Source organism: Caldinitratiruptor microaerophilus (genome assembly GCF_025999835.1).
In the GTDB taxonomy this organism is placed as follows: Bacteria; Bacillota; Sulfobacillia; order Symbiobacteriales; family ZC4RG38; genus Caldinitratiruptor; species Caldinitratiruptor microaerophilus.
The window spans coordinates 1952995-1970881 of sequence record NZ_AP025628.1 but is presented as its reverse complement, the minus strand read 5'-3'; the positions used below and the strand labels follow the sequence as shown (position 1 = coordinate 1970881).

Sequence of the window (17887 nt, the reverse complement as noted above, 5' to 3'; positions counted from 1 at the left end):
GGGTGGGGCCCCCGTGCCTCCGGAAAGGCATGAAACCCTCCCCTGCCGCCGTGCGTCTGATTGCAAGGAACGCGTACGTCGAGGACGCAGGGAGGCGGGGGAGCGGATGCGGATGGCGGCGCGCGTGGGCCTTGCCCCGACCTGGGCGTGGCTCGCGCTGTCCCTGGCGATCGCGGTGGGCGGGCTGCCCGGGCGCGCCGCGGCGTCCCAGCCGGCGCTGGTCTCCGTCACCGCCGGCTGGGACGGCCAGGCGACACACGGGACCTGGACGCCGGTGCGCGTGCGGCTGCGGGGGGGCGACCAGGACCTGCAGGTCGCGGTGGAGGCGGTCCTGCAGAACGAGTGGCAGACTCCGACCGGCACCACGCGCTTCCCGGTGGCCAGCTACGGACGCGAGGAGGCTCTGCCGGCGGGGGTCGAGAAGGACGTCGTCCTCTGGGTCCCGGTCAGCGGGCACGTGGGCGCCGAGGTGCGGGTGAGCGCCGGCGAGCAGGTGCTCGACCGCCGGCAGGTCACCTTCCAGTTCGGTCGCGCCCCGGGATGGCCGCTGGTGGGGGTGCTCGCCGCCGGGGACGCCGTGGCGAGCGGGATACAAAAGGTAGAGATCCCGCTGCAGGGCCTGCCGGTTCCGATCGGGGTCGCCAGGGTGGCCGCGGCGGAGATCCCGGACGAGCCCTCCCGGATGGACGCCCTGACCGCGATCGTCGTGCACGGCGATGCAGGTGCCGGCCTCTCCGACAGCCAGCGAGAGGCCCTGCGGGGTTGGGTCCGGTCGGGAGGCGAACTCGTGCTGCTCGGCGGGCCCTCGGCGGCGCAATCCCTGCGCGCCCTGCCGGAGGGGACGTTGCCGCTCCGGCTGGACGGCGTGGAGACCGTCCGCGACCTCGGCGCACTGGCGGCGTGGGGAGGCTCCCCTGCGCCTGCCGGCGAGCCGGCCCCGGTCGCGGTGCTCCGCCCGGCAGGCGGCGTGGTCCTGGCCGGCCCGACCGAGCGGCCGCTGGCCTGGCGCTTCGCGCTGGGCAGCGGCGGCGTCACCGTGCTGGCCGCCGACCCCTCCCTGGCTCCTCTCCGGGCCTGGGACGGCCTGGGAGCCCTGTGGAAGAAGGTGCTCGAGCCCGTCCTGCCCGTGGGTGAGCAGCCGGAGAAGTTCGGCTTCCCGCGCTGGCGGGGGCAGACCGGGCCGGCGGAGAACGTTCTCTATGCCGCCGAGACCTTGCCCCCGGAGGCGTTCCCCGACTGGAGGACGATCGCCTTCATCCTGGGCGGGTTCGCCCTGGTCGCCGGCCCTCTCGTGCACTGGCTTCTCAGCCGGCTCGACCGGCGGGAGTGGACCTGGGTCGCCGTACCGGCGCTGTCGCTGGCGGTGGCCGGGGGGCTCTACGGGTTCGGGTTCGGCGTGGAGCAGCGGGACGTGATCCGCAGCGTGGTGAGCCGGGTGCGGCTCGATCCGGCCGGGGGCGGCGAGCAGAACCTGGTGCTCGGCGTGTTCTCCCCCACACGGCGGGATATCGAGGTGGCCGTGCCGGGCGACCTGGCGCTGCGGGTTGCCGGCGGCGGGCCGGAGGGGCCCGCCGGCCCGTACGGGCCGTGGGGGCCGGTCGGCCCGGAGAGCTTCCCCACCGACCCGCCCTACCGCGTGCTGGCGGGCCGCCGCACGCGGGTCCTCTTCCGCGGCGGCGAGTGGGGGATGCGGCGGATCCAGTTCGAGCGCACCCTGGGTCCGGAGATCGGCCGGATCGAGGCGCGGCTCGGCCTTGATGGCGGCGCCGTCGCCGGCACCCTCCGCAACGCGACGCCCTACCCCCTGGAAGACGTGTTGGTCGTGCTGGGGCCTGCGTTCCATAAGATTGGCGACCTCGCTCCCGGCGAGGAGGCGCAGGTCCGCCTCGAGCCCCCCGCGGGCGTGGCCCGCTTCCAGGGCGGCCCGGGGCTGGGGTGGAGGGCGTACGCGCGTCTGAAGAACCCGCCTCCGAAGCCGCCGCAGCCCGGGATCCCGCTGGACGTGTGGCAGCTGTACGATCCGCCCCCGCAGGACCCGAGGATCCAGCAGCGGATGCGGATCCTCGACATGCTGGCGCAGCGCCCCACGCCCGGCCCCGCCGAGGCGTCGCTGCCGCTCACGGTGTTCGCCTTCACCCGGTCGCCGGTGGGACAGGTCGACTTCGAACCCGCCGGCCACCCCACGTACCACTTGAACCTCCTGGAACAGCCCCTCACCCTGACCCTCCCCCCCGGACCCTTCCGGCTCCCCCCGGGGCTGGTGACGAGCGAGCTGGCCGGCATGACCAGCCCCGGCTGGGGCGGGGGCTCGAGCGGCCAGATCAGCTGGATGGAGATCGAGAGCGGGACCATCGACCTGGCCTACCGGCCGCCGCTGCCCCCGGGCGCCCGGGTGGAGGCCCTGACCATCACGACCCGGCAGATGAACCTGCAACAGCCGCCCTTCGCGCCGGGAAAGGTGCCGCCGCCCGGCCCCCCTGCGGCGGCGCAGGGCCCGCAGGCCGAGGCCGCCCAGGCCGGCGTGTTCAGCCTCTACAACTGGCGCGCGGGAACCTGGGACCCGCTCCCCGGCGGCCGCGAGGAGGTGCGGGTGGTCCCGGCCGCGGCGTACGTCGGGCCGGACCACGAGGTCCGGGTGCGGGTGACGGCCGTCCAGGGCCGCACCGCCTTCGTGGTGCCGGACGTGACCTTCGAGGGGAGGGTCGGAGGGTGATCCGGGTGCAGGGGCTCGAGAAGCGGTACGGGCGCACGCAGGCCCTCGACGGGCTCGACCTGGAGGTGCCCGAGGGCGCCATCTACGGGTTCATCGGCCAGAACGGCGCCGGGAAGACGACGACCCTCCGCATCCTGGCGACCCTCCTGGTGCCGGACGCCGGCGTCGCGGAGATCGGCGGCTACCACGTGGTGCGGCGGCGCATGGAGGTTCGCCGGCTCATCGGTTACATGCCGGACTTCTTCGGCGTCTACGACGACCTCCGGGTCAGCGAGTACCTCGAGTTCTACGCCGGCCTGCAGGGCATCCGAGGCCCCCGGGTCCGCCGGCTGCGGGATCAGCTCCTCGAGCTGGTGGACCTTGCCGACAAGCGGGACGAGTACGTCGACAGCCTGTCGCGGGGCATGCAGCAACGCCTGTGCCTCGCCCGGGCCCTCATCCACGATCCGGCGGTGCTCCTTCTCGACGAGCCGGCGAGCGGGCTCGACCCCCTCGCCCGGGTCGAGATGCGCGAGCTGCTCAAGGAACTCGGCCGCATGGGCAAGACGATCGTCATCAGCTCGCACATCCTCTCCGAGCTGGCGGACATGTGCACCCACATCGGCATGGTGCACGCCGGGCGACTCGTGCGGCAGGGGCCGGTCGCACAGGTTCTGCAGGAGAGCCGCGGCACCGCACGGGTGCTGCACGTCCTGCGGGACGCGGAGCGCGCGGGGGCCGTGCTGGAGGAGATCGAGGGGGTCACCGGGGTCACGGTGGAGGACGGCGTGGTGGAGTTCCGCTTCGAGGGCGACGCCGAGGGCCTGGCGCAGGTCCTGGCGGCCGTGGTCTCGGCCGGCGTGCCGGTCGTGCGGTTCGCTGAGGCCGGCGGGACGCTGGAGGACGTCTTCCTCCGTCTGGCCCGGGAGGAGGTGCAGGCGTGAAGCGCTGGCTGCTCGAGACGTGGTACGGCATCCGGGACGGCGTCGGCCCGCTGGTGGGGAAGGAACTGCGGGCCCGCAGCCGGGGCTGGCGGCCGGTGGCGGTCGTGTCCGCGTTCTTGCTGGCCCTGGCGGCGGGTGTGACCGGTTTCCTGTGGCTTCTCAGCCGGAGCGGCTGGAGCGGGCCCAACGTCGGGCAGCAGGTGTTCTCGGCGCTTGCGATCGGCTACGTGCTGCTCCTGGCCTTCCTCACCCCTGCCCTCAGCGTGAGCAGCATCTCCGGTGAGCGGGAGCGCAGGACGCTGGACCTGCTGCTCGTCACCCGGGCGTCGCCGCTGGGCATCGCCCTCGGCAAGCTGGCCGCGTCGGTCGTGTACGTGCTGTACCTCCTGCTCGCCTCCCTGCCCGCCTTCGCGGTGGTCTACCTCTTCGGCGGGGTCCCGCTGTCCATGATCGGGGTGGTCCTGGCGGCAGCGGGCTTCACCGCGCTGGGGTACGCGGCGCTCGGGCAGCTCCTGTCCGCGCTCTTCCGCACGACCCAGCGGGCGTCGGTGGTGGCGTACTTCCTCACCTTCGTGCTGGTGTTGGGGACGCCGCTCCTCGGGGTCATCACCCGGTCGGTGCGGGAGGCGCGCCCGGACGGCCCCCCCGAGATGGGGACGCCGCCCGTGTACACGTACACCAGCCCTCTGGCGGCCCTCACCACCGTCGCTTCGCCGGTGAACGTCCCGGTGCCCGTGCTGGGCGGGCTCCTGAACGAACTGTTCCGGTACGGCTACGGCGCCGTGCCGGTGAAGTACGCGTTCGGGGTGGTCCGGGGCACCCCCTACCCGGCCGTGGCCTCGACCCGGAGCTTCGGCCTGATCGGCAGCGCCAGGGTGGCATACGTGGTGGCGCCACCGGGCGGGCCGGGTGAGGTGCCGAAGATGCGGGAGGCCTGGGCGCCCTGGGTGTACCACTTCGCGTTCAGCCTCCTCCTGATGGCCGCCTCGGTGGTGGCGAGCGCGATTCGCCTGGGCGCCGGGCAGGGTCGGTGGCGGCTCGGCCGGCGGGCACGGGCGCGGTCCCGTCCGCTGGAGGCACGAGCATGAGCGCCGGGGCCGCCGGAGAGCTCGCCCGGGCCCTCCGCCCTTACGTGCTGCGGGTGCGTGCCCGCTGGCTGGCGGAGTGGCTCCGGTGCGGGCTGGTGTGGGGCCTCGGCGCTGCCGGGGTGCCGCTGGCGATTGCCCGGCTCGTGCCGTGGGAGAGTGGCCGGGCGTGGGCCCTCGTGGCCCTTGTGAGCGGCCCGGCCCTCGCGCTCGCCCGCGCGTTCCGCCGCCTGCCGGGCCTGCCCGAGGCGGCCCTGGCCGCCGACGGGCTGGGGCTCGAGGAGCGGGTCGTGACGGCGCTGTACGCGGGAGCGACGGGCCATCCGGCAGCTGCCCTGGCCGAGGCGGACGCGCGGGGGCGCCTCGAGAGGCTGGACCCGGCCGCGTACCCGATCATCCCCTCCTGGCGGCGCTGGCGGGGCGTGTGGGTCCTTGCCGGGGTCGCCGCGCTCCTGGCCCTCCTTCCGAGCCACGGCGGCGTCCAGGCCATGCGCCGCCGGGCGGACCGGGAGGCGATCGCGCAAACCCGTACGTCCGTGGAGCGCCTCGCCCGGGAGTGGCCGGAGCCCGTCCTGCAGGCGTCGCCCGCCGCCCGGGCGGCCCGAGCCGAGCTCGAGGCGCTGGCTCGGCGGCTCGGGCAGGAGCGGGAACGGGACGGGGCCGCGGCCGCGGTGGAAGAGGTCCGGCAGAGCCTCTCCCGCCAGGTGGACCCGGGCGATGCCGCCTGGCGCGAGGCGATCACCGGCCTCCAGGCCGCCTGGCAGGACCGGCCGGAGCTGGCGGACCTCCGCTTGGCGCTGAGCCGGGAGGATCCGGCAGCCGTGTCCCGGGCCCTGGAGGAACTCGCCCGGCAGGCGGAGGGGGCGTCTTCGGACGACCTCCGCCGGCTGGGCCTTGCGCTTCAGGCCGGGGCCAACGCGGCCCGGCCGGTGCCTGAACTCGCCGAGGCCCTGCGCCGGTCCGCAGGCTCGCTCCAGCGGGCGGCCACCCCGGAGGGCGGGTCCAGAGGCCCCGAGGCCGGCAGCGCAGCGGGCGACGGGGGGGAGGAGGGGGCAGCCGGCGCGCTCCGCGCCCTCCAGCCCCTGATGGCGTCGGGCGTGGCGCGGGCGGCCGGGCTGTCGGGCCTCCTGCGGCAGATGGGGGCCCTGGGCTCGCTCGTCGCGGGCCTGCAGGCCGGCGGCGCAGGGCCGGTCGCGGGGTCGCCGGGCGCTGGCGCCGCGCCGGGGGGCGGCGCCGGGACCCTGGCAGGCGCAGGCAGTGGGGACGGGGCAGGGGTCGGCAACGTTGCAGGGGCAGGGACCCGCGGTGGCGGTTTGGGAACCGGCAGCGGCGCCGGGGCTGGCGGCGGCCCCGGAAGCTCGCAGCCCGGACGCCTGGCGGGGGGTAGCACCGGGGGGTCTCTGCCCGGACGCGACCCGACAGGATTCGGACCCATCGACTTCCCGGGCGGCGGGGCGCCCTCCTTCCCCGGCGGCACCGGCACCCGGGTTCCGGGGCGGCAGACGGCCGGGACCGGTGGGGGGGACGAGGTCGTGACGCTGCCGGAGTCGCCCCTCACCGCCGGGCAGGCCCGTCCCCTGGCGGAAGTGTACGGCCGCTACGCGGCGGAGGCCCGGAGGACGCTGGCCCAGTCGCCTCTGCCGCCAGCGCTTCAGGGCATGGTGCAGCGGTACTTCGCGGCCGTCGCCCCGGCCGGCGGCGAGGCGGGGAAGCCGGGAGACGGCGAGGCGGCCCCCTGAGCGGGGCCCACACGGCGGGAAGGGGGCGTGGCGCATGAAGCGGGACGAGACGATGCCGGCCGCGCATCCGGGTACCGGCGAGCCGGGGAGCCCTGCGGCGCTGGAGGCGACGGCCGCCCGGGTGCGGGACCGGCTGGAGCGGCTCACGCAGGCCATCCGGGCGGTGATCGTGGGGCAGGAGGAGGTCATCCGCCAGACGCTGGACGCCCTGCTCGCCGGCGGGCACGTGCTCCTGGAGGGGGTGCCCGGGCTGGGCAAGACCCTCCTGGTCAAGACGCTGGCCCAGGTGACCGGCCTGGGGTTCGGTCGCGTCCAGTTCACCCCGGACCTCATGCCGGCGGACATCACCGGCTCGCAGATCTTCGACCGGGAGACCGGGCGCCTGCGCTTCGAGCCGGGCCCCGTGTTCACGAACCTCCTCCTGGCCGACGAGATCAACCGCGCCACCCCCCGCACCCAGAGCGCGCTCCTCGAGGCGATGCAGGAGCGGGCCGTCACCGCGGGGGGCAGCACGCACCCGCTGCCGAGCCCGTTCTTCGTCCTCGCCACCCAGAACCCGATCGAGCAGGAGGGTACCTATCCCCTGCCCGAGGCCCAGCTCGACCGCTTCCTTTTCAAGATCCTCGTCCCGTTCCCGTCCGAGCAGGAACTGGCGGAGATCGCCCGGCGCACCACCGGCGCGGCGGACCTGCAGGTCGGGCCGGTCCTCACGCCGGGCGAGCTCGAGGAGGCGGCCGCCCTCGTGCGCCAGGTGGTGGTGGCGCCGCCGGTGCTGGAGTACGCCGTCCGACTCGTGTCGGCCACGCATCCCGACCGCTCGCCGGTCGAGGGCGTTCGCCGCTTCGTGCGTTACGGATCGAGCCCCCGTGGCCTCCAGGCCCTCGTCCTGGGCGCCAAGGTGGCAGCGCTGCGCGACGGGCGGTGGGGTGCCTCCTTCGCCGATGTCCGGGCCACGGCGCTTCCCGCCCTGCGCCACCGGCTCGTGCTCGGCTACGAGGCAGAGGCCGAGGGGGTGAGCCCGGACGACCTCGTCCGGCAGATCCTGGACGAGGTGCGTCCGGAGAGGCCGTGACCGCCGGATTCCCCGGTTTTTCGCCGGACTTCGAGGCGCGGCTCGAGCGGCTCGCCCTCCGGTTCCGCCGCCCGGCGACAGGGCGCTGGGCGGGGGCCCAGCGGTCCCGGGCGGTCGGGCGCGGCCTGGCCTTTGCCGACCACCGTCCCTACGCGGAGGGCGACGAGCCCCGCCTCGTCGACTGGCGGGCCTACGCGCGCCACGGGCGCCTCTACACCCGCCGGTTCGAGGAGGATCGGGACCGCACGGTGACCCTGGCCGTCGACGTCAGCGCGTCCATGGACCACGGCGAGGGTCCCAGCCACAAGGGGCTCTACGCCCGGCGGCTGGCGGCGGCGCTGGCGCAGGTCGCCGTGCTCCGGCACCTGCGGGTCGAGGTGTTGTGCGTCCGGGACGGCCGGCTGGAGCCGGGGCCGGTCGTCACGGCGCGGTCAGGGCTGCCGGCGGCCTTCCGCTTCCTGGGCGGGGTGCGGGAGGGGGGCGCCGCGCGCCTCGGCGAGGTGGGGGCCCTCCTCCGTTCCCGCCGCACGCTCATCCTCCTCTCCGACCTGCTGGAGCCGGACTGGGAGCGTGGGACGGCCCTCCTGGGCGGGCCCGGGCAAGCCGGGGCGGTGCTGCAGGTCCTGGCTCCGGACGAGTGGGAGCCGCCCCTCGGCGGGGAGGTCGAACTGGTCGATGCCGAGACGGGCGAGGTGCGGGAGGTCCAGCTCACGCCGGCCGGCCTGGCCGGCTACCGGTGCCGGCTGGACGCCTTCCTGGGTGCCGTCCGGGCCCGCTGCGGCCGGCAGGGGCTGACCCACGCGGCGCTGAACACGGCCACGGCCGTGGAGGAGGCGGTGCTGCGGGTGCTTCCGGCCACGGGTCTCCTGGATCGGTGAAGGGGGACCGCGAAGGGAGGCGAGGCGGCGGATGGAGTGGCAGGCGCCCGGGGCGCTCTTTCTGGGGCTGACGGTGCCGGCGATCCTCGCGCTGTACTTCCTGCGGCGCCGCCGGCCCCGCCGGCGCGTGCCGAGCCTCCTTCTCTGGCGCCCCGCGAGCCGGGAGGAGGAGGCGAACGCGCCCTGGCAGCGCCTGCGCCCGCGGCTCCTCCTGTTCCTGCAGCTCCTCGCCGCCCTGGCGTTGGCGCTGGCGGCCGCGCGCCCCGTCTGGTCGGGTGCGGCCGGCCGCAGCGTGCACCGGATCGTGCTCCTGGACGGATCCGGCAGCATGCGGGCGGCGGTCCCCGACCCGCCGGGCAGCCGGTACGGCCTGGCCCTGGAGCGGGTGCGGGAAGTCGCCCGGGCGATGGCCCCGGGTGACCGGATGAGCGTCATCTTCGTGGGCGCCCGGCCCCGGGTGCTGGTGAGCGAGGCGACCCGTGCGGCCCAGGTGGAGGCGGTCCTCGCCGGCGCCCCCGAGGCCGGCTACGGGCCGGCGGACCTGCGCGCCGCCCTGGCCCTGGCTGCCGGCCTCACCGGCGAGGCGGGGGCGGCCGAGTGGATGCTGGTCAGCGACGGTGCCCTTGACCTCCCCCCGGCGGCCGCGCTTCCGCGACCGGGGGTGGCGTTCCGGCACGTGCGGGTGGGTGGCCCGGCAGGCAACGTGGCGGTGACCGGGCTGGCCGCCCGGGGCCGCGCCGTGCAGGTGGGGCTGGCGAACCTCGGCGATGAGCGGGTCGCAGGCAGGGTCGTTCTGGAAGGCGACGGCCGGCCGCTCGCCAGCCGGCAGGTGGAACTCGACCCGGGGGCGGAGACGCACGTCACCTGGGAACCGATCCCCCCGGCCCGCGTGCTGGCCGCCCGCCTCGATGGCTTCCCGTCCGAGGGGAACGCCCTGGCGTACGACGACGCGGCATGGTGGGTGGCCACCGGCGCCGGCCGGGCCCGGGTCCTCCTCGTCTCGCCCGGCAGCCGCTTTCTCGAGCAGGCCCTGGCCGCGCACGGCGGCGTGGACGCCTTCCGGGTGTCGCCGGAGGACTACGCGGGGGTCGCCGGCGGGGCGTACGACCTCACGATCTTCGACCGCTGGCTTCCCCCCGCCTGGCCGCCCGGCGGCGTGCTGGTGGTGGGTCCTCCGCCGGGGAGCCCTCTCCTGCCGGTGCAGGGGGAGTTCCGGCCCGGGCAAGTGAATCCGCGGGCCGGCCACCCGCTCCTGGCCCACGTGGACTGGCGGCAGGTGCACGTGGCGAGGGCGGTCTCGCTCCCCCTCGAGCCGTCGGCCCGGGGGTCCGGCCACGCCTGGGAGCCGGTGGTCGATTCGGACGGAGGGCCCCTGCTGGCGATCCAGGAGGCGGGGTCGGGCCGGCGGGCCGTGCTGACCTTCCGGCTCCAGGATTCGGACCTGGGGCTTCGCCCCGCCTTCCCCGTCCTCATGGCGAACCTCGTCGACTGGCTGGCCCCGCGGCCCGACGCCATCGGGGGGGTCCTCCGGCCGGGTGAGGCGCTGCCGCTGCCGCCGCTGCCCCTGGCGCGGGCAGTATCGGCCGTGAGCCCGGACGGCACGCGGACAGAGCTGGCCCCGCCCTGGCCGCCCCGGCCGCTCGTGCCGGACCGCCCCGGCCTCTGGCGGCTGGCCGTGCAGCGCGAACCGGCCGCCGGCGGCGGCCAGCGCGAGTACCCGGTGGCGGTGAACGGTTACGACCCGCGGGAGTCCCGCCTGACCGGGCAGGCGGTGACCCTGCCCGGCCCCGGCGGCGTGGCGGCGCCGGCGCCTGCGGCGCGGCGGCCGCTGTGGCCGGCCCTGGCGGCGGTCGCGCTCGGGGTGGCGCTGGTGGAATGGTGGGTGGACGGCCGTGAGCGTTGAATTCCAGTTCCCCGCCCGCCTGCTGCTCCTCTTGCCGGCGCTGGCCTGGGTCTGGGCCGCCCGGCGGGCCTGGCTGCGGGCCGCCCGCCGGGCGGGCCGGGCAGCGTGGCGGCGGCAGCTGCGCCACCTCGCCGTGCGGGGGCTGGTCGTCCTCCTCGTCGGCCTCGCCCTGGCCGAGCCGGCGCTGGTGCGCCGGCTCAGCCGGCAGACAGTCGTGCTGGTGCTGGACGCCTCGGCCAGTACCGCGCCGGTGCGGGACCGGGTGGAGGCGTGGGCCCGCCGCGCGCTGGACGCCCTGCCGCCGGGGGACCGGGCCGCGGTGGTCGCCGTGGGGGCAGCGGCGGCGGTGGAGGAAGCCCCGGCGGCCGATCCCGTCTTCTCCCGCCTGGGCGCCCGGGTCGACCCGGGCGGCAGCGACCTCGCCGCCGGGCTCGAGCTGGCCGGCGCGCTCGTGCCGGCCGGGTTCGCCGGCCGCGTGGTGCTGGTGAGCGACGGCCGGGCGACCGGGGCCGACCCGGAGGCCGCCGCCCGGGCGCTCGCCGCCGCAGGGATGCGTGTCGACGTCGTGCCCGTGGGCGAGCCCCCGGCGGCGGACACGCGGCTGGAGGCCGTGGAGTTGCCGGAGGTCGCCTACGCGGGCGAGGAGTCGACCCTGGTGGCGCGGGTGCGGGCGGCCTCGGCCGCCGCCGGCACGCTGCGCGTGTACCGGGACGGCGCGCTCGTGGCCGAGCGCCAGGCCCGGCTGGCGCCCGGTCTGCAGGCCCTCACCGTGGCAGTGCCGGTGGGACCGGCGGGGCTGCATCGCTACCGGGTGGCCTGGGAGCCCGACGACCCCGCCGCCGACCCCGTGTCCGCCAACGACGCCCTGGGTGCCGTGCAGCGGGTGGGGGGGCCGCCGCGGGTCGCGGTGGTGGCCCCCGGGGACACCGAGGTCCGCGCCCTCACCGCGGCCCTCCGGGCGGCCGGCGCGGGCGACGTGGAACGCCTCTCCCCCGGCGCGGTGCCGCAGGACCTGGCGGGGTGGGCGGCGTACGAGGCGGCCGTCCTGGCCAACGTGCCCGCCACCGCCCTGCCGCCGGGCGCGATGGAGGCCCTGGAGGCCTACGTCCGGGACCTCGGCCGGGGTCTGGCCATGGTGGGCGGCCCGGACAGCTACGGCCTGGGCGGGTACGCCGGTACCCCCGTGGAGCGAGCGCTGCCGGTCTACATGGACCTGCGCGGCCGGGGCCGCCTGCCCCGCCTGGCGCTGGTGGTGGTCATCGACAAGAGCGGCAGCATGAGCGGCGGGGCCGGCGAGGCGGACAAGATGGGCCTGGCCAAGGAGGCGGCGCTGCGGAGCGTTCGGCTCCTCCGGCCCCGGGACACGGTCGGCGTCCTCGCCTTCGACACGGTCCCCCAGTGGGTCGTGGGGCCCCGGCCGGTCGGGGAGGGGGCCGGGCTGGCCGAGGCGATCGGCAGCATCTACGCCGACGGGGGCACCGAGATCTACCCCGCCCTGATGGCGGCCTACCAGGCCCTGGCGGCGGTGGACGCCGACCTCCGGCACATCATCCTGCTCACCGACGGCCGCTCCGGCAGCACCGGCGACTACCCGCAGCTCATCGAGGCGATGCGCCAGGCCCGGATCACCCTTTCCGGGGTGGCCGTGGGCAGCGACGCCGACCAGATGCTCCTTGAGGCGCTGTCCCGCGCCGGCGGCGGGCGGTACTACTTCACCGCCGACCCGTCGTCGATCCCCGAGATCTTCGCCAAGGAGACGGCGCTTGCCACCCGCAGCTTCATCGTCGACGGCACCTTCTACCCCGCGGCCGCCTCGCCGAGCCCGCTCCTGGAGGGGCTGCGGGAGGTGCCGCCGCTTCAGGGCTACGTGGCGACGACGCCCAAGGAGCGGGCTGAGGTGGTCCTGGTCTCCCCCGAGGGCGACCCGGTCCTGGCGGCCTGGCAGTACGGGAGCGGCCGGGCGCTGGCGTGGACGCCGGATGCCGGCGGCCGCTGGGCAGGGTCCTGGGCGTCGGCGCAGGCCTTCGTGACGCTCTGGGGCAACGCGCTGTCGTGGCTCCTGCCCGGCGGCACCGGGGGAGGACTCACCCTGCACGCCCGGCCGCAGCCTGACGGCACCGTGGAGGTGGTGGCCGAGGCACAGGCGGGGTGGACCGAGGTGCGGCCGACCCACCTGACGGTGATCGGACCCGGGGGCCAGCGCCAGGAGGTCGAGATGCGGCCCGCCGGGCCGGGCACCTACCGCGCGGCCCTGGCCGGGCTGGAGCCCGGCGCCTACGTGGCCCGCGCGGTCCAGGAGGCCCCCGGCGGCCTCACGCTGCGGGCCGAGGCCGGCTGGGTGATGCCCTACCCCGCCGAATTCCGGGAGACGGGGGTCGACCGGGCCCGGCTGGAGCGGATCGCCCGCGCCGGTGGCGGCCGCGTGCTGACGGACCCCGCCGCGCTCCACGCCGAACGCCCCGCGCCCGTGCGGGCGCCGTGGCCGCTGGGTCCGGCCCTGCTGGCGGCCGGCGCCCTGCTCTGGTTCGTGGACGTCGCCGGCCGGCGGCTGGTCCTCACCGCCGAGGACCGCGCCGCCGCCCTGGCGTGGCTCCGGCGGCGCCTGTGGCAGCCGGCGGAATCCGTCCCCGCCGGTGCCGCCACCCCCACGCTCGGGCACCTGCAGGCCGCCCGCAGCCGGGCCGAGGCCCGGCGCCTCCGCCGGCTGGCCCCTCTGGAGGCGGGGACGCCTCCGGGCCGCTCGGAGCCGTCCGCGGCAGCCCCGGGCGGGCCTGGAGGGGGGCGCCCGGAGACCGGAGCGCCGCACGCCGGTGCCGGAGCGCAGCCGGCCGGCCCCCGGGGCGCCGGCGGTGCCCCGCCGGGCGACACCGCCGCCCGGCTGCTGGCGCGCAAGCGGGAGCGTCAGACCGCAGGGACGCCGGGCAGGCAGCGCAAGCCGTAGAGGGACGGCGGGTCGCGCGCACGCCTCGCGTACCGGGCAGCGGTCCCGCGCATGCTAGCGGCTGGCACGGCATACAGTCTCCACGTGCAGATGGGGAGCATGGTGGGGATTGGCGGTGCGAACCCGGGTGTGGGTGCTCCCCCGGCGCCTGCTGCGGGGGGCCGCCGGGGCGGCGGCGCTCATGGCGCTGGGCGCGGTGCTGGCGTGGTGGCGGGTGCAGGCCCAGGCGCCGCCGCCCGTCATGATCGACCCGGGCCACGGTGGCGTGGACGGCGGGGCGTCGGCGGACGGGCTCCTGGAGAAGGCCGTCACCCTCGACGTCGCCCTCCGCCTGCGCCGCCACCTGGAAGCCATGGGCGTGCCGGTGCGCCTCACCCGCGAGGGTGACGAGGACCTCGGCGGCCCGCTGACCCGGGGACGGCACCGGCGGGACCTGGCCGAGCGGGTGCGCCGCACGCACGAGTGCGGGGCGGCGCTCCTGGTGAGCCTCCACGCCAACTCCAGCCGGGACCCGACCGAGCGCGGCTTCCTCGTCTTCTACCAGAAGGACGCGCCGGCCAGCCGCGAACTGGCCGAGCGCCTCGACCGGGCGCTGGCGCCCCTCGCCCGCCGGCGGGAACCCCCGATCGCGCGGACGGACCTGTACGTCCTCCGGAACTGCCGGCCGCCCGCCGCGCTGGTGGAGCTCGGCTTCCTCTCCAACGGGGCCGACCGTGCCCGGTTCCGCGACGAACAACACATGGAACGGGTGGCGATGGCGCTCGCATTCTCCATTTACGAGTTCTACCAAAGCCTGATCGGGACGCGCTGAAGCCGGCAGGCGCCGCAGTCTGGACGCCGGGTGCGCGCACGGCCGCTTCGCCTGGAGCGGAGCGGCCTCGCGGCGCGCCGCATCCGGGCCGCCGGCCCGACATATACTAGCCCGGCAGGATCACCGCTCCTTGCGAGGGGTGAATCGGCCGTGCAAACGATCTCCATCGGGACGGAGCACCGGGCCGAGGAAATCATCGAGCGCCTGGACGAAGGGCTTCGTTCCCTCCGGCGGGAGGGCTTCGACGTCCGGATCGGTCTCCACAACCGGGGGCGGTTCACCTTCCTCGACTGCAGCGTGGACCCCCAAGGGCCGGACACGGAGGCTCTCCTGCGGCACACGGTGGCCAGCGCCCTCTCCGACGTGATCGTGGACAAGTGGGAGAAGGACCTCGTCCGCCGGATGATCCACGGCCAGTACTGCTACTTCTCCCGGGAGGAGCAGGACCGGATCCTGGATCACGCCGATCGCAACCTCGGCGGGGAGGGGGCGACGGCCGGCGACCGGCACAGCCGCAGCGAGCGCAAGGCCCGCATCCTGAACCAGCTGCGGGAGTACCTCGACCAGAACTCCGAGCTGGTGGTGGAGGGGTTCCTGCACTTCCGCCTGCGGGACTACCTCGAGGAGCTCGAGGAGGCGGTGGACCGGGCAGTCGACGACTTCCTCACGGAACGGGAGGAACGGGAGTTCGTCCGGCTGCTGCGGTACTTCCTGGACGTGCAGGAGCCGCGGGTCGACGAGGTCCACGTCCGGATCCGGCCCGGCGGCTCCTTTTCGCTCGTCGATCCCCAGGGCCACACGCTGCGCAGCGAGGTCCTGGAACAGTTCGTCGTCGAGATGGTGGAGAGCGAGGTCAGCTACGAGGACCTCCTGATCTCCGCACTGATCACCCTCGCCCCGCGCCGGGTGGTGATCCACGGGCCCGTCCCGCCGGTGTGGGAAGGGGGCGTGGCAACCCTCCGCGGGGTCTTCGGCGACCGGGTGCGGGACTGCACGGGCTGTGCCCTGTGCGACCTGGAGGTCCCAAAAGACCGCTGCCCCACGTGCTGAGAGCGGCCGGCCCGGCGCCGGCCGCTCTCGCGCGCCGGCGGCGGTAAGGCGAGCCCGCCGGGATTCCTCGGTGTGGAATGCCTTTCCCGAGTGCGGAACCGGTTTCCTCCCGCACCATGGATGGTGCATAATGGAGTGCGGGTTCAAACCGTCGGCAGGGGAGGTCACCTGGACTCATGGAGCAGCTGGCCTGGCTGGCTCCTGCAGCGGGCGCGCTGGCCCTCCTGATGGCGTTCTTCCTGGCCAGCAGGGTGGCGCAGCAGGACCCCGGGGAGCCCCGCATGCAGGAGATCTCGCAAGCCATACGGCAGGGCGCGATGGCGTTCCTGTCCCGGGAGTACCGGACGCTGGCCATCTTCGTCGTGGCCCTCGCTGTCATCATCGCGGTCATCGGTTTCCTCACTCCGTCAGAGGTCATGAAGCCCGAGACCGCCATCGCCTACGTGGCGGGCGCGGTGACGTCGGTGCTGGCTGGCTTCATCGGGATGCGGGTGGCCACGCTCGCCAACGTGCGCACGACCCAGGCGGCCCGCCGCGGCCTGGCTCCGGCCCTGGACGTCGCCTTCTCCGGCGGCTCGGTCATGGGGTTCTCGGTGGTCGGCCTGGGCATGCTGGGCCTGGGCGTGGTCTACTACCTCTTCCAGGGCGACATCAGCGTCGTCAGCGGGTTCAGCCTCGGCGCCAGCTCGGTCGCCCTCTTCGCCCGGGTCGGCGGCGGCATCTACACCAAGGCGGCGGACGTGGGCGCCGACCTGGTGGGCAAGGTGGAGGCGGGCATCCCGGAGGACGACCCGCGCAACCCCGCCGTGATCGCGGACAACGTGGGCGACAACGTCGGCGACGTCGCCGGGATGGGTGCCGACCTGTACGAGTCGTACGTGGGCTCGGTCGTGGCCGCCATCGCCATCGCGGCCGAGGCGGCGACGAGCCAGACGCCGCTGCCTGCCACGCTGCCGCTCATCATCGCTGCCGGCGGCATCGTCGCCTCCATCATCGGGGCCTTCTTCGTGCGGGCGGCGGGCGGCAACGACCCCGCCCGGGCGCTGCGCGCGGGCACGTTCGCCAGTGGCATCCTCACCCTCATCGCCGTGTTCCTCATCTCTTACCTCGGGTACGGCGACCTGCGCTGGTTCTGGGCCACCCTCGCCGGCCTGGCGGCCGGCATCGCCATCGGCCTCTTGAGCGAGTACTACACGTCGGCGGAGTACGCGCCGGTCAAGGGCATCGCCGAAGCGTCGCAGACCGGCCCGGCGACGAACATCATCGCCGGCCTGGCGGTGGGCATGCGCTCGACGGCCTGGCCCATCGTCGTGATCGCCGCGGCGATCCTGCTCGCCTACACCGTGGCGGGCGGCGGCGCCGCCGGCATCTTCGCCATCGGCCTGGCGGGCGTCGGGATGCTCTCCACCACCGCCACCACGGTCTCCGTCGACGCCTACGGCCCCATCGCCGACAACGCCGGTGGCATCGCCGAGATGTCCGGCCTCCTGCCCACGGTCCGGGAGATCACCGACACCCTGGACTCGGTCGGCAACACGACGGCGGCGATCGGCAAGGGCTTCGCCATCGGGTCGGCGGCCCTGACCGCCCTGGCGCTGTTCAGCGCGTACGCCACCGCCGTCAAGCTCCACGAGGTCAGCCTCACCGACCCGCGGCTGGTGGTCGGCCTGTTCCTCGGCGGCATGCTCCCCTACCTGTTCAGCTCGATGACCATGCAGGCCGTCGGCCGGGCCGCCTTCCGCATGATCGAGGAGGTCCGCCGCCAGTTCCGGGAGATCCCCGGGATCATGGAGGGCAAGGCGAAGCCCGACTACGCCCGCTGCGTGGACATCTCGACCGCCGCGGCGCTGCGCGAGATGGTCGTCCCCGGTCTCATGGCCGTCGTCGTGCCGGTCGCCGTGGGGCTGTGGAGCAAGACCGCCCTGGGCGGCCTCCTGGCCGGCTCGCTGGTGAGCGGCGTGCTCCTGGCCATCAAGATGGCGAACGCCGGAGGCGCCTGGGACAACGCGAAGAAGTACATCGAGGCCGGGCATTACGGCGGCAAGCGCTCGGACCCGCACAAGGCGGCCGTCGTGGGGGACACCGTGGGCGATCCCTTCAAGGACACGTCCGGTCCCTCCCTGAACATCCTGCTCAAGCTCATGAGCATCGTCGCCCTGGTGTTCTCGACGCTCTTCACGCGGATGTGAGGCGGACGGGTCCGCCGACCGGGCGGGTCCTGCCGCGGACGCTCGTGGGGCCGGGGTCCACCCGCGGGGTGGGCCCCGGCCCGCGCGGTCCGCACACCTCGCCCCAGCCCACTGCGTGTGCCGTCAGCCGAGCCCCGTGCTCTCCGTCACCCTGCCCGCGGGCAGGGGAAGACGCAAATCTTGAGAGGCAAACCGCCGGCTTGCCTCTCAACTTGTGCGCCTGCTGGGCCCACAAGCAGCCGCCTTGTCGACATAACGTCCACATTATGTCTGAATTGCTGGGTTCTCATGTCTGCAGCGACCCTCGACCGGCCACCGCAGGCGGGGGCAAACGCAAAAGGTGACAGGCTGACCCCAGGTTCGACTGTCACGTTTTGCGGTTCGTTCCGCGGGGCGGCACGGGGTTGCAGGGCTTGGGAAACCGATTCGCGCCGGCCCACTCAGCCATCGCGCATCTCGCCAGGAACACGCTGCCCCTCCCCCGCGTTGACAGCCGTGCGCACGCGCCGTAGAATGGGGGCGTCGACGGCGACAGCATGGCGAAGACGGGGACAAGGCCGCCGGGACCGGCCCCAGAGAGGGA

At 75.4% G+C, this 17887-nt stretch carries 11 protein-coding genes; all 11 read left to right on the top strand.

Translation table 11 applies throughout. From position 1 onward, the window contains the following. The first annotated feature begins 112 nt into the window (after positions 1-112). The 11 genes from caldi_RS09540 to caldi_RS09490 all read left to right on the top strand — a co-directional run bounded on the left by caldi_RS09540 (position 113) and on the right by caldi_RS09490 (position 17304). Positions 113-2713 carry a hypothetical protein gene (locus caldi_RS09540; protein WP_264841544.1) on the top strand — a complete coding sequence of 867 codons (2601 nt, stop codon included), beginning with the start codon at positions 113-115 and terminating at the stop codon, positions 2711-2713. Beyond that, a complete protein-coding gene (locus tag caldi_RS09535; RefSeq protein ID WP_264841543.1) occupies positions 2710-3636 on the top strand; it encodes an ABC transporter ATP-binding protein in 927 nt (308 codons plus the stop codon). The genes caldi_RS09540 and caldi_RS09535 overlap by 4 nt, the downstream gene beginning before the upstream one ends. Continuing rightward, positions 3633-4724 (top strand): ABC transporter permease, encoded by a 1092-nt coding sequence (locus tag caldi_RS09530; RefSeq protein WP_264841542.1) that lies wholly within the window; start codon positions 3633-3635, stop codon positions 4722-4724. The genes caldi_RS09535 and caldi_RS09530 overlap by 4 nt, the downstream gene beginning before the upstream one ends. After that, on the top strand, positions 4721-6460 hold the full coding sequence (locus caldi_RS09525; protein ID WP_264841541.1) for a hypothetical protein: 1740 nt from the start codon (positions 4721-4723) through the stop codon (positions 6458-6460). The genes caldi_RS09530 and caldi_RS09525 overlap by 4 nt, the downstream gene beginning before the upstream one ends. Positions 6461-6494: 34 nt before the next feature. Continuing rightward, positions 6495-7532, top strand: a complete 1038-nt coding sequence (locus caldi_RS09520) for an AAA family ATPase (RefSeq protein WP_264841540.1) — start codon at positions 6495-6497, stop codon at positions 7530-7532. Continuing rightward, entirely contained in the window at positions 7529-8410 is an 882-nt protein-coding gene (locus caldi_RS09515) for a DUF58 domain-containing protein (RefSeq protein ID WP_264841539.1), read from the top strand. The genes caldi_RS09520 and caldi_RS09515 overlap by 4 nt, the downstream gene beginning before the upstream one ends. 31 nt (positions 8411-8441) lie before the next feature. Further along, positions 8442-10313: a vWA domain-containing protein gene (locus caldi_RS09510; RefSeq protein WP_264841538.1), complete on the top strand. Its 1872-nt coding sequence runs from the start codon at positions 8442-8444 to the stop codon at positions 10311-10313. Continuing rightward, positions 10303-13254 carry a VWA domain-containing protein gene (locus caldi_RS09505; RefSeq protein ID WP_264841537.1) on the top strand — a complete coding sequence of 984 codons (2952 nt, stop codon included), beginning with the start codon at positions 10303-10305 and terminating at the stop codon, positions 13252-13254. Before caldi_RS09510 ends, caldi_RS09505 begins: the two co-directional genes overlap by 11 nt. Positions 13255-13369: 115 nt before the next feature. Continuing rightward, entirely contained in the window at positions 13370-14065 is a 696-nt protein-coding gene (locus tag caldi_RS09500) for an N-acetylmuramoyl-L-alanine amidase family protein (RefSeq protein WP_264844775.1), read from the top strand. Positions 14066-14215: 150 nt separating this feature from the next. Further along, positions 14216-15115, top strand: a complete 900-nt coding sequence (gene ytxC, locus caldi_RS09495; RefSeq protein ID WP_264841536.1) for a putative sporulation protein YtxC — start codon at positions 14216-14218, stop codon at positions 15113-15115. A 176-nt stretch (positions 15116-15291) separates the two neighbouring features. Next, entirely contained in the window at positions 15292-17304 is a 2013-nt protein-coding gene (locus tag caldi_RS09490) for a sodium-translocating pyrophosphatase (protein ID WP_264841535.1), read from the top strand. The last annotated feature ends 583 nt before the right edge of the window (positions 17305-17887 follow it).